Annotated in this window: 8 protein-coding genes and 1 riboswitch; all 8 genes read right to left on the bottom strand. The window is 52.6% G+C overall.

Translation table 11 applies throughout. The features are described 5' to 3' along the window. Positions 1 to 2: 2 nt before the first annotated feature. The 8 genes from ilvD to gltB all read right to left on the bottom strand — a co-directional run bounded on the left by ilvD (position 3) and on the right by gltB (position 13,872). Positions 3 to 1,667, bottom strand: a complete 1,665-nt coding sequence (gene ilvD / locus ABFZ83_RS03000; protein ID WP_411817949.1) for a dihydroxy-acid dehydratase — start codon at positions 1,665 to 1,667, stop codon at positions 3 to 5. A gap of 411 nt (positions 1,668 to 2,078) precedes the next feature. Continuing rightward, entirely contained in the window at positions 2,079 to 3,347 is a 1,269-nt protein-coding gene (locus tag ABFZ83_RS02995; RefSeq protein ID WP_411817948.1) for a glutamate-5-semialdehyde dehydrogenase, read from the bottom strand. Beyond that, entirely contained in the window at positions 3,344 to 4,501 is a 1,158-nt protein-coding gene (gene proB / locus ABFZ83_RS02990) for a glutamate 5-kinase (protein ID WP_411817947.1), read from the bottom strand. Before proB ends, ABFZ83_RS02995 begins: the two co-directional genes overlap by 4 nt. 134 nt (positions 4,502 to 4,635) lie before the next feature. After that, a complete protein-coding gene (locus tag ABFZ83_RS02985; protein WP_411817946.1) occupies positions 4,636 to 5,601 on the bottom strand; it encodes a homoserine dehydrogenase in 966 nt (321 codons plus the stop codon). Positions 5,602 to 5,621: 20 nt separating this feature from the next. Beyond that, positions 5,622 to 6,833, bottom strand: a complete 1,212-nt coding sequence (gene metB / locus ABFZ83_RS02980; protein WP_411817945.1) for a cystathionine gamma-synthase — start codon at positions 6,831 to 6,833, stop codon at positions 5,622 to 5,624. Between the two features lie 2 nt (positions 6,834 to 6,835). Beyond that, positions 6,836 to 7,822 (bottom strand): homoserine O-succinyltransferase MetX, encoded by a 987-nt coding sequence (metX, locus tag ABFZ83_RS02975; protein WP_411817944.1) that lies wholly within the window; start codon positions 7,820 to 7,822, stop codon positions 6,836 to 6,838. An 87-nt stretch (positions 7,823 to 7,909) separates the two neighbouring features. Next, positions 7,910 to 8,037, bottom strand: a riboswitch (SAM riboswitch). Positions 8,038 to 8,117: 80 nt separating this feature from the next. Further along, positions 8,118 to 9,305: an LL-diaminopimelate aminotransferase gene (locus ABFZ83_RS02970; RefSeq protein ID WP_411817943.1), complete on the bottom strand. Its 1,188-nt coding sequence runs from the start codon at positions 9,303 to 9,305 to the stop codon at positions 8,118 to 8,120. 52 nt (positions 9,306 to 9,357) lie between these two features. Then, positions 9,358 to 13,872: a glutamate synthase large subunit gene (gltB, locus tag ABFZ83_RS02965; RefSeq protein ID WP_411817942.1), complete on the bottom strand. Its 4,515-nt coding sequence runs from the start codon at positions 13,870 to 13,872 to the stop codon at positions 9,358 to 9,360. Positions 13,873 to 13,899 lie beyond the last annotated feature (27 nt).

Raw genomic sequence — 13,899 nt, 5'->3', positions numbered from 1 at the left:
CCTTACTCGTTAAATGTTTGAATGGTAACCGCGCCTTTAGAGGCGGATGAAACCAGTTTTGCGAACTTGTCGAATACGCCGCCCATTCGATTTGGTGCCTTTGGTTTGAACGTGGCGCGACGCGCCTCCCAATCGACATTCGCGTCGATCCGGCGTCCCTCCGCATCAATACTAATTATATCGCCCTCTTCGATTAGGCCGATTGGACCGCCTAACGCTGCTTCGGGGGCGACGTGACCAATTACAAACCCGTGCGACGCGCCAGAGAAGCGACCATCCGTGATCAGTGCAACTTTGCCTGCGAGACCTTGCCCTGCGACTGCGGCAGTAACTGCCAGCATTTCACGCATACCCGGACCACCGCGCGGTCCTTCGTAACGAATAACGACAACATCGCCCTCTTTAATCTCGCGATTGGTCACGGCCTTGAACGCAGCCTCTTCGCCATCGAATATACGTGCCGGTCCGGAAAAGGCACCATCGCTATAACCAGCGGTTTTCAAAACCGAACCTTCCGGTGCAACGTCACCATAGAGAACCCGTAAGCCGCCCGTTTTTTTGAATGGATTATCTACGGAATGAACAACTTCTTGCCCTTCCGCCTCTTCGGCCTTATTCAATTCATCAAAGAGGTTTTCACCGCTAACCGTTGGTGCATCAACGATTTTTCCGGCTTCCATCAAGCGTTTACCAAACAAGCGAACCCCACCTGCGGCGTAAAGGTCGCGGGCAAGGAAACGTCCACCGGGTTTCAAGTTAGTGATGACTGGAGTCGTGCGCGACAATTCGTCAAAAATATCGATTGAGAACTCGACGCCGGCTTCTGCTGCAATTGCCGCTAAATGCAGAACCGCGTTTGTTGAACCACCACTCGCGACCACTGATGTTGCAGCATTTCGCAAAGTTTCTTTGTTAATAAAGCTACGTGCCGTCGTGCCATCTTTCGCGAGCTTCGCGACTAACTCACCACAACGAACAGCTTCGGCATTTTTTGCCTCGTGAATCGCTGGCGGATCGCCGGCACCCAATGGCGCAAGCCCCAAAAAGGCCAAAGCCATCGCCATCGTATTCGCCGTGAACTGTCCGCCACAGGCCCCCGCACCCGGACAAGCAGTGCGCTCAACCTTATCTAATTCGGCGTCCGACATCTTGCCCATTGAATGAGCACCAACCGCTTCGAACACATCCTGGATAGAAACGTCTTTACCGTCGCAGTTGCCCGGCATGATGGTTCCGCCGTAAAAAATAACGCCCGGAATATCCATACGCGCTAGCGCCATCGCCGCAGCCGGCAAGGTTTTATCACAGCCAACAAGAATAATTGCAGCATCAAGCGAATGACCACGCACAGCGAGTTCAATTGAATCCGCAATCGCCTCGCGTGAAATCAGCGAAGCACGCATTCCCTCACCGCCCATAGTGATGCCATCGGAAACAACGATCGTATTGAAATCAATTGGGGTCGCACCACCAGCGCGCACGCCCTCACGAACCGGTTCCGCCAATTCTGCGAGGTGCATGTTACATGGCGTCACCGTTGACCAGGTATTGACGACCGCGACCATGGGTTGTTCGAAATCTTTATCGCCATAGCCAACAGCACGCAGCATCGCACGTGCGGGAGCCTTAGCCGGGCCTTTGGTAATTGCGTCTGATCGTTTTGACATGCTCTTCCGTTCTCTTCTTTTCGAACCTCCGGACAACAAAAAACCCGCTTCCTTTCGGGAGCGGGGTGTTGGAGGTCCGTGCTGCTTTGCGTTAGCGCGCGGGCTCCGTAGCCGCTCCCCGAATGGGGCTAATAAGGAGTACCACCACCACAAGGAGGAGGTTCACAGCAACGATCACAGAGTTCAATAACTCTGCGCTGACTTGCGTAATTCCTGCATTGTTGATGCTATCCATAATTCCGGCTCTAACTTGCGCTGCTTTTTGTGCGATGCGCCACACGCGAATACAATAGACCACGCTCAGTTAACAAGAAAAAAAAGTCGGGTTTTTCAACTTTTTTCGCCAAGGTCATTATTTCACCCATAAATGTTAGCATAATCGTCTAACAAGCTTAAAAACAAGCCAAGACGTCACGGCCGCGTATGGGATTTACCCCGAACAAGGTTTTTATAGGTGGTCAGTTCCTCGACCCCGGCAGGACCACGCGCATGTAGACGCCCGGTCGCGATACCAATCTCGCCGCCGAACCCGAACTCTCCGCCATCAGCGAATTGCGTCGAAGCGTTATGCATGACAATTGCGCTATCGACAGCAGACAGAAAACGCGCTGCTGTCGCCTCATTTTCCGTGATGATCGATTCCGTATGCGCTGAGGAATATCGCGCGATATGATCAATGGCACCCTCTACGCCATCGACAAGCGCGACCGAGATAATAGGCGCAAGATATTCCGTTTCCCAATCGCTCTCTGTTGCCTCGACAACAGAATTATCGATTTCAAGGAGCGCAGAGTCGCCTCTGATTTCGCACCCCTCATCACGTAATGCTTTTCCGAGCGTCGGCCAGATGCTTTGCGCGCAGGCCCTATCGATCAAAAGCGTCTCGGCTGCGCCACAAACGCCTGTTCGGCGCATTTTTGCATTCAACGCTATAGCGACCGCTTTCTCAGGATCAGCTTCACCATCGATATAGACATGACAGATTCCGTCGAGATGGCTTAGCACTGGCGCACGGGCTTCGGCCTGCACTCTTCCGACCAATGATTTTCCGCCTCGGGGAATAACCAAGTCAATCCGTCCGTTCAGGCCAGAGAGGATTTCGCCAACCGCTGCACGGTCAGTCGTTTCGACAAATTGTGCCGCATGAACGGGCAAGCCATGTTCTTTGACGGCCCGTTGGAAACAATCAAAAAGCGCCTTTGAAGTTTTAATACATTCAGAGCCGCCCCTGAGGATAACCGCATTGCCAGCTTTTACGGCAATTGCCGCGGCATCGACGGTCACATTAGGCCGGCTTTCATAAATGATCGCAATCACCCCAATTGGTGTGCGCACGCGCTCAAATTCAAGGCCATTTGGCCGCGTCCATTTGCGAATAGACTTTCCAACCGGGTCATCCAGCGCTGCGATTTCCTCAAGCGCTTGGGCAATGCCGGCAATGCGATCCTTGCTCAACGCCATGCGGTCAATGAATGCTGCGTCCTGACCGCGCTCTTTAGCGGCGTCACATTCTGACTTGTTTACCGAAATGATTTCATCCTTATTCGCCAGAATATTCTGAGCTGCAGCGCGCAACGCCGCATTCTTTTTATCACTTGGGACAGTCGCCATTTGACGCGCCGCATTGCGCGCGTTCTGGCCAATCTTGTCCATATATTCAGCGATATTTTCTATGCTCATTTCTCTGTCCTTAGAACGAGATCATCTTTTTCAACGACAGCAGGTCTTCGCTTGTAACCAAGAACCGCTTCAAGTTGATCTGATTTGCAACCGGCAATCGCGCGCATCTCTTCGGAATAATATGCGGATAACCCTTGCGCGATTACCTTGTCGCCCTTGGTGATTATTTCGACCGCGTCACCACGCGTAAAATTACCGCGCACTTCTGCGACGCCAGCGGGCAAAAGGCTCGCCCCTTTTTGAAGGGCTTTGGCTGCGCCGTCGTCAATCATGATTTGGCCAGCTGGTTTAAGGCGGCCACCGATCCATAAACGACGCGCATTCGCAGGCGTCGTCGATGGGCGAAACAATGTTGATGCGCCGCCATCAAGAATTGCCTTAATGGGGTTGTTGCCTGTACCCGGTGCAATTATAGCCGCGCATCCTGCCCCACCGGCAATTTTCGCAGCGGCAATTTTCGACGCCATGCCGCCAGATCCCACACCGGCAGACGCATTGGCCCCGCCAGCAGACTGCTCAATCTCTGGGGTGATAACATCAACAACGTCTATATGTTTCGCGCTTGAGTCTTTGCGTGGATCAGCCGTATAGAGACCATCAATATCCGACAAAATGACGAGCAAATCGCTGCCGATTAATTGCGCAGCATGCGCTGCTAACCGGTCATTATCGCCATATCGAATCTCGCTCGTGGCAATCGTGTCGTTCTCATTCACCAATGGCAAAGCACCAAGATCGAGCAATGTCCGAAGCGTCGTGCGCGCATTGAGGTATCGCCGCCGCCCCTCAGTATCGTCGAGCGTCAACAGGATCTGCGCAATATTAATTCCATGCGGCGCAAATGCCGATTGCCAGGCTTCCGCCAGTGCGACTTGCCCCGCAGCCGACGCCGCCTGCTTTTCGTCGAGACGCAGCGCACCGCTTAGTCCCAGCTTGTGACGTCCCAGCGCAATCGCGCCAGATGTCACGATCACAACTTGGCGCCCATCGTTACGTAAAGACGCAACGTCATCGGCCAGACTGGAAAGCCACTCGCTGCGCGGTGCTCCATCGGGCGCGCACAGAATTGCCGATCCGACCTTTATTACAAGGCGTTTCGCGGCCCGCATTTCAGACGTGGCGTTAATAGCTGGTTTTTCCGTAAGTTGGGTCATGGGCAGACTTGTAGTGCGTTTTTACCAACGGCGAAACGCCACAATTACGCGACCAAAAACACAGGCAGGTCGAATGCCGTTTTCGTAGTTATGAAAGAAAACGGCCTCATTGGTCATCAATCGCGATTTGGGCGTTAACGCCCGACCGGTTGGCGGGCGATTGCTTCAAGGTCGGAGAATATGCTCCCGACCGTTGGCTCTCGCCCTGCTCCTTTGCCCTGACACGTAAAGTCTCGCCCATCCATATTGATGATGCGAAGTGCATTACCTTCACCACCAATTGAATCGAAAAATGGATCGTCATCGACGCGCGCAAAACCGACACGTGCCGTAATCCCACCGTCAGACTTCTTGTTGATCACCGAAAGCTGTTTCCAGTTTCCGCCTTTTTCCACGAAGCTTTCAGCGAGCATTGAATCGAGCGCTTCAACCTTTATGGCGCTGTTTTCAATCTCGCGCCCAAAGGCTTCGTAGGTGAGGATGGAAATTTTCGCGCGTGCATCTTCACCCGATAAATCTGCCGTAGGATCAGGCTCAGCGAACCCGGCATCTTGGGCTGCTTTAACGGCATCAAGAAAACTCGCTCCTTCTTTCATCGAAGAAAGAATATAATTCACCGTACCGTTCAGAATTGCTGTTATTGACCGAACTTCACCGACCGATTTGGCTTTCCGCGCAGTCTCAACCATTGGAGATCCCCCGCCAACAGATGCGGAATAAGCGAAAGTCGCCTTGTTCTGTGTCGCCAGCATGCTTAGCGGCGACATGGCACCAGCAATCGCCTGCTTGTTTGCAGTAACGATGCTAATACCGCGCGAAAGCGCTGCTTCAATTAAGCGACGTCCACTCTCACCGGTTGGCAATGCATCGATCACCACATCCGGATGTTCGACAAGCAACACCTCAGGGTCAGTGTAAATTCGAAGCTGTGACAATTCTTCTGCGCGTTCTTTGTTCGGGTCGCGGACCAACGCCGAACATAACGCATAAGGCTCGTTATCACTCGCAAGTCGAAGGGCCGCCCCTTCACCAATAACGCCAAGTCCAGCGACCGCTACTCTAAGTCTTCGTGTCGCTAATTCTTCGCCAGATCCAACCATGCTTATTTTATCTTCTACATCTAGGCACATTTGCTTGCTGCCTTGTTTGGTAAATATGCTACTTTATCAGCGCTCGTGACCGCTGCCTGTTCGAGCGCTGAAAAGATATCTCGCACAAGATCATCGGTATGCTCAAGCCCAATGGAAAAACGAACTAAACGATCAGAGATTCCGGCGGTTTCTCTCGCTTCCGGCGTCATTGCGGCATGAGTCATTTCCGCAGGAACGCAAACAAGGCTCTCAAAACCACCAAGTGACTCGGCAATCGTAAACGTCTCAAGCTTGCGCAGAAGCTCAATCACATCCACTGATTCATCGAATTCGACTGAAAACATTGAACCGAAGCCTTTTTGCTGACGCTTCGCGATTTCATGTCCAGGATGAGACTCGAGACCGGGATAATTGACCTTCACCACGCGAGCATCGTCAACAAGTGCTTCCACCACGTCTTGCGCAGTTTTCTGCTGACGTTCAATTCTAGGGAACAAGGTTCGTATACCACGCAAAGTCATAAAGCTGTCGAATGGCGCGCCTGTTACGCCAGTGCAATTGGCCCACCAAGCGAGCTCATCACCCAGCTCCTGTGACTTAGCGACGGCAGCGCCGCCAACAACATCCGAGTGGCCATTCAAAAATTTCGTGGTCGAATGAATGACGATATCACATCCGAGATCTATCGGACGCTGAAGCGCCGGAGACAAGAACGTGTTATCTGCGACCGTAATCGTGCCATGTTCTTTGGCGAGTTCAACAACCGCAGCAATATCGGTAATTCGCAATAGCGGATTGCTCGGAGTTTCAATCAAAACGAGCTTTGGTTTGCGTTCAAACGCAGCACGCAACGCGTTGAGATCGGTCTGATTGACATACTCAATCTCGAACTGACCGCGCTTCCCGCGTGCCGTTAGAAGCCGATGCGTACCACCGTAACAATCATGCGGTGCCAGAACGAGGTCACCGGGGTTGACGAGATTGAGCACCAAATCAACAGCGGCCATGCCGGAGGAAACGACAACGCCTTTTGCTGCACCTTCAAGAGCACAGATCGCTTCCTCAAGTTGTGAACGCGTCGGATTACCAGAGCGCGCATAATCATATTGCGGCTTATCAAGCGGATCATTCCAGGCATAATTCGCCGAAAGATGCAGCGGCGGCGCTACAGACCGAAATGCAGGATCAGAACCAACACCAGCGGTCGCCGCAATAGTTTCAAGTTGAACGGACTCGCTCATGGTTATTTCTCCTCAAGGAATGAATGGATATGGGGCCCTATGACCGACACTTCTTTCAGGAAAGTGTCGTGACCATAGAGAGAATCTATTTCTACGAATTTGCCTTTGGCGATATCGCCCGCAAGGCGGCGAAGGTCTTCGATTGGTGCAAGACGGTCACTGGTCGCCGCAAGGATCAACGTCTCAACTTCTAATTTTTCTGCGTCAACGCGGTGCCGGTCAATGGAATCAGAAAGCGTCAAATAACGCGCTGCTTCCATGTCATAGGCATTGCCGCGTGAAATCAGATATTCGCATACGTCATAAGGGTCGCCGGCCGCTTCGCCTGCAGCACTTTCAAAACGCTCGCCAAACTCCTCAGCGGTCCGATAAGTCACCATTGCCAGTTGCCGCGCCAATGCGACGCCCGCTTCTGGATCGTTGTGCTTCAATGAAAATTCTATGATCCGCCGCTGAATACCGCGCAGCGCTGTCGCTGACGGATGCGGACGTCCCGGTGCAGAAATTGCGCAAAGCTTCTCGACGCGATCAGGGAAATGTTGAGCAAAAGCGAGACCGATCATCCCGCCATAGGACGCACCTACGAAAGCGTGGACTTTCTCAATCTCTAAAACATTCAGTGCATCAACGAGTGCTTTTGCATGATCGGCGGTTGTAATGGTGCGTGCTGTCTCGCCTGCATTCGGCAGAAAATCGAAACCAATTACGCAAAATTGCTCGAGATCGACCGCGCCGCCCGAATGAACCAGATCACGCCACCAGCCCTTCCCGTCTTTCGCATCAGCGACCTTGCGACCCGCAGAAATACCGCCGGTTACAACAACCGCTGGTTTCTCAAGATCGCCGTAAACGCGAACGCGAAGCTCTGGCCGGCTCAGGCTCTCACCGCTATCAAGGGTAAATTCTTTAGGCAGAAAGACAGTGACATCACAAAACGCTTGCGCCTTTTGCGTACAGTCATCCGAAGTTTCTTTGGTCGATACACTCATATTCAGTCTCTTGCGTCACTCGCCAACAACTCGACTAGCAATTCGCATGAGACCTGAATCGGACGACATATTTGCCGTTCTTCGTCCGACTCATCTCTCGAATTTGGAGATCCAAATTCGTAGGAATTGGCACCTTTCCGAAAAAACCGGTCCCGGCATGCTCGGCGGTTGCCCCAGCGTCAAAGGGCCTATCCCTCGGCTGGTCTAGATGAGTTATCGGCGTTGATAGTTTGCAATTGCGAACTCGTCAACAGGGTGTACCAATTTTTTATTGAAATTAGCCGTTTCTGCTAATCTATTTTGCAGTGCCGAAAACCTTTTTCAGATTTCGGGCGGCCTGACGGATACGTTGTTGGTTTTCAACCAGCCCAATCCGGACATGCGTGTCGCCATATTCGCCGAAGCCAAGCCCCGGCGCGACCGCAACATCCGCCTTCTCCATCAGCAATTTTGCGAACTCGACCGAGCCCATCTCGCGAAACTTTTCGGGAATTGGTGCCCAGGCAAACATAGATGCTTCAGGACACGGAACATCCCAACCCGCCATTGAGAAATGCTCAATCAGGACATTCCTGCGCGCCTTATAGGTCTCACGAATGCTTTCTACACAATCCGCAGGCCCATCAAGGGCGGCAACCGCCGCGACCTGAATTGGCGTAAAAGCGCCATAATCAAGATAGGATTTAACGCGCGCTAACGCGTTAATCAGACGCTCGTTTCCGACAGCCATGCCGACGCGCCAACCAGCCATCGCATAGGTTTTCGAAAGCGAATTAATTTCTACGGCAACGTCTTTTGCGCCTTCTACCTCAAGTATCGACGGCGGTGGCACATCGCCAAAGTAGATCTCACCATAGGCAAGGTCAGATAATATGATGATGTCGTGCTTTTTCGCGAGCGCAACTGCGTCCTTATAAAAATCTATATCGACAGTCTGCGCTGTTGGGTTTGATGGGTAATTCAAAACCATCGCCCGCGGCTTGACATGCGATAATTTTATAGCCTCAGCGACACCGGAAAGATAAGCCTCCGGCGACGGCGCTGGAACGGCCGCAATAACCCCGCCCGCAATAATAAATCCATAGGCGTGAATAGGATAAGCCGGATTAGGCGACAGAATAACATCGCCGGGGCCAGTAATGGCTTGAGCGAGGTTAGCAAATCCTTCTTTCGACCCAATTGTGGCAACAATTTCTGTTTCCGGATTCAGCGATACATTAAATCGCCGCTCGTAATATCGCGCCATTGCCCGGCGCAACCCGATTATACCCCGTGAAACAGAATAGCGATGTGCTTTGGGGTTACGGGCCGTTTCAACAAGCTTATCAACGATATGCGCTGGCGTGGGCATATCAGGATTGCCCATGCCAAGGTCAATAATATCGCGCCCTTCGGCCCGCAATTTGGCCTTGAGCTTATTGACTTCCTCGAAAACATAAGGAGGAAGCTGCTTGATCCGATGAAACTCTTCCGTATTCGTCATATTGGGTACCGCCAAATTTCGCGCATATCTCTATCGAGACTAACTGTTAAAGTCACGCGATTTTGGCGGATTCCTCAATTTGACGTTTACGGGCAAGCAATTCACGCGGCTCAACCACCCAGAATTTCGAGCGCGCATTCTTCCAATCATCAAGAATACGCCGCGCTCGTGGAGATTTGGTTTCGATCCAATGCCGCTCAACCAATGTGCGGCATTCAAAATCATCCTCACCATCGTCAAACCCGCGAATGGCTACGCTTTCGGGATTAACAGCACCTTCGAAGGTACCGTTATCGTCATAGACATAGGCGATACCGCCAGTCATACCCGCACCAAAATTATTGCCAACCGATCCGAGAATGACCACGGCTCCGCCGGTCATATACTCGCAGCCATTTGCCGAACACCCCTCGATAACTGCTGTCGCCCCGGAATTCCGAACCGCAAACCGCCCACCGGCCCGGCCCGCGGCAAAAAGGTTGCCCGACGTCGCACCATAAAGACAGGTATTGCCGATGATTGCATCATTTGCGTCCGCTTGGTTATCTGCAGGACGGACAACAATCGACGCGCCGGAAAGCCCTTTACCAACATAATCATTGGCGTCGCCATCAACGATGATTTTCAATCCATGCGCCGAGAATACGCCCAGCGACTGCCCGGCGGATCCTTTGAGACGCATCGTTACATGGTCGTCCATTAAATCATCTTTGTTATAGAGCCGTACGATATGGGACGAAATTCGTGCACCAATCGCCCGATCGGTATTTTTAACCGGATAGGAAATCTGAACCTTCTCCCGGCGTTCTAGGAACGGCTCGAGATCCGGCATAATGCGCTGGTCGAGCGTATCGACGACCTCTTTACGACCCTTGCGCGTTGAGCGTTTCGGGCGTTCACCGGCATCGACGAGCGTCAGGATCGGATTGAGGTCAAGGTCATCCAAATGCGCTGCGCCGCGGCTGACCTGATCAAGCAGATCTGCCCGTCCGATAACGTCTTCAAGCGAGGATGCCCCAAGCGATGCAAGGATCTGGCGGGTTTCCTCTGCGATGAAGGTCATCAGGTGCACGACATGTTCAGGCAGGCCCGGGAAACGCGCGCGTAGATCATCATCTTGCGTACACACCCCTACCGGACAGGTATTTGAATGGCACTGGCGCACCATCAAACAGCCCATGGCAACGAGCGATATTGTGCCAATGCCATATTCCTCTGCGCCAAGCATCGCCGCGATCACTACGTCCCGGCCGGTACGAATACCGCCGTCAGTACGAAGCGTGACACCTTCGCGCAGGTTATTCAGCGTTAGAACTTGATGTGCTTCCGCCAGGCCAAGTTCCCACGGAGCCCCTGCAAATTTGATTGAGGTTTGTGGGCTTGCGCCTGTGCCGCCGACATTGCCCGAAATCAAAATCACGTCGGCTTTTGCTTTCGCGACGCCCGCTGCGATCGCGCCAATGCCCGAAGCAGATACAAGCTTAACGCAAACACGTGCCTCTGGATTGATTTGCTTCAAGTCGTAAATCAGCTGCGCCAGATCCTCAATCGAATAAATATCGTGATGCGGCGGCGGCGAGATTAGCGTAACGCCCGGTGTTGAGTGACGCATACGCGCAATAAATTCAGTCACCTTAAACCCGGGAAGCTGACCACCCTCACCTGGCTTTGCGCCTTGAGCGACCTTAATCTCTAACTCTTTACACTGATTAAGATACTGCGCCGTGACACCAAAGCGGCCCGACGCAACCTGTTTAATCGCCGAATTGGCGTTATCGCCATTCGGCATAGGCGTATAGCGTTCGGGCACTTCCCCGCCCTCACCGGAAACCGATTTCGCACCAATCCGGTTCATTGCTATATTCAATGCCCCATGCGCCTCTGGTGACAGCGCACCAAGCGACATACCGGGCGTGATAAACCGCCGGCGGATGTCGTTCGCATTCTCGACCTTATCCAGACCGATCGCATCGCCCATAGGCCGCGCACGAAGCAAATCCCTGATTTGAGCGGGTGGTTGGTTTTGAAGCGCTGTAGAATAACGCGCATAGGCCGCCGGATCGTCATTGCGCACAGCGGTCTGTAAATCGCTAACCAACTGCGCCTCTAGAATGTGATGCTCGCCCCGGCGACGATGACGATAAAACCCACCGACCGGTAGACGCGGCGCATCGCTATTCCATGCCTCGGCATGGATCGCTGCCGTTTTCATTTCAAGACCAGCAAGACCGATGCCTGAAATGCGGCTTGTCATGCCGGGGAAAAACTCTTCCACCAACGTGCGCGAAAGACCAAGCGTTTCGAAGTTACAGCCGCCCCGATAGGCGGAGATAACTGAAATACCCATTTTAGAAATGATCTTGAGAAGACCTGCTTCCAGCGCCGCTTTATAATTAAATGCGCATTTACCGATCGGCATATCGCCGAACCGGCCTTGAGCATGCGCATGCGCCACAGAATCAAACGCCAGATATGGATTAACCGCAGTCGCACCCACGCCGACGAGAACAGCCGAGTAATGCGCATCAACACATTCAGCAGAACGCACAATGATAGAACAATAGGTCCGCACACCAGCTTTCGTGAGGTGCGCATGAACGCCGCCAGCGGCGAGGATCATCGGAACGGCAATGCGGCCGGGCCCTTGATGCTCGTCTGTGAGGACCACATGGCCCGCGCCATCGCGCACGGCGGCCTCCGCTTCACGGCGAATTCGATCAAGCGCAGCCTTCAGCGCCTCACCATTATTCTCGATTGCTGCAACATCATAGGTACAATCGATTTCAGCTATCCTCTGGTCGAGATAGCCCCTCAACCTTGTAAACATACCGTTTGTAAGAATAGGACTTTCCAGCACGAATACGTCGGTCTGCGTTTTATCCGTAACAAGAATATTACCAAGGTTTTTGAACCGCGTTTTCAAACTCATCACGCCATCTTCACGCAATGGATCAATCGGCGGATTGGTTACCTGACTGAAATTCTGGCGGAAGAAGTGAGAAAGCGGACGGTAGTTTTCTGACAAAACGGCTATAGGCGAATCGTCGCCCATCGAACCGATGGCCTCTTTGCCGTCTTCGACCATTGGCCGTAGAATGATCTCGAGATTCTCAAGATTATACCCTGCCGCGCCCTGTCGGCGGAGCAGGTCTTCACCTTCGTAAAGGCGCTCTTCTGGCCCCGGGCCAATCTCCGGCTCGAGCTCCGTAATATTCTCCAACCATTCTGTATATGGATGTTTTTCTGATAGAAGATTCAGGATTTGTTCTGAATCATAGAAAGACGCATTCTCCATATCAACGGCGATCATTCGGCCCGGCTCGATTGCACCGCGTTCTTTGACCTCGCGCCCTTCAAGGGGGCACATGCCGGTTTCAGAACCAACAGCAAGAATACCATCTTCGGTAATCGCGTAACGAAGCGGACGAAGACCATTACGGTCGAGACCCGCAATCGCCCATTTTCCATCATAGGCCGCAACGGCCGCTGGCCCGTCCCACGGTTCCATAACGGCATTACAATATTCGAACAAAGCACGCCATTTTGGCGGCATAACCGAAACCCGCTTCGACCATGCCTCGGGTATCAACAAAGCCTTCGCCATCGGCGCGGTTCGACCTGCCCGTACGAGCAATTCAAACACCTGATCCAAAGTCGCGGAATCCGACGATCCTGGCTGAATGACAGGCTTGATGTCTTCGCCGTCGGAGCCGAAAATTTCCGAAGCCATCGGAATTTCATGGCTCTTCATCCAGTTGACATTACCTTTTAGCGTATTGATTTCGCCGTTATGCGCCAACATCCGGAAAGGTTGCGCCAAACGCCATTCAGGAAACGTATTTGTCGAGTAGCGCTGATGAAAAATCGCAACGCGAGATACGAAACGTTCATCCTGAAGGTCAGGGTAAAAATTATCAATCTCCTCGGCGAGGAACATCCCCTTATAAACGACATCCTGCGAGGAAAGTGAGCAAATATATAGCTCATGAATTCCTTGAAGCCGCGCCCGTTTTTCGATACGGCGGCGAACCGCATAAAGAATTCGGTCGAGCTCTTCTTGCGTCCGCCCCTTTGGGTCCGTGAACAGGATTTGCTCAATATCTGGACGAGTCGCATTCGCTTTTGCGCCAAGACAGCGCGATTGTACCGGCACTTGTCGCCAGCCATAAATATAAAAGCCGCGATTTAGAATTTCCGATTCAACAATCGCACGCGCAGCATCTTGCGCAGCAAAATTCGTACGCGGCAGGAAAACCATGCCGACGCAGATATCCGAATCCGTTGCCGTGTGACCAGTACGAGCAACGAATTCCTTAAATAACTCCTGAGGGACATTCAGCCGAATACCGGCACCGTCTCCGGTCTTTCCGTCAGCATCAACGGCACCACGATGCCAAACAGCCTTAAGCGCCTCAATGGCCATATCGACAATTTCGCGCCTAGGCTCAGCGTCAAGTGCAGCAACAAGGCCAACACCACACGCATCATGCTCAGAGGACGGATCATAAGCGTTCGCCTCAATTAAGGCGTCGCGCTCACGCAGATATTTTGATACCCATTCAGTCATTATATTCTACTTTATTTTAAGGTGGTC

Source organism: Hyphococcus formosus (assembly GCF_046736345.1).
Lineage (GTDB): Bacteria > Pseudomonadota > Alphaproteobacteria > Caulobacterales > Parvularculaceae > Hyphococcus > Hyphococcus formosus.
This window is presented reverse-complemented; position numbering and strand designations above follow the sequence as displayed.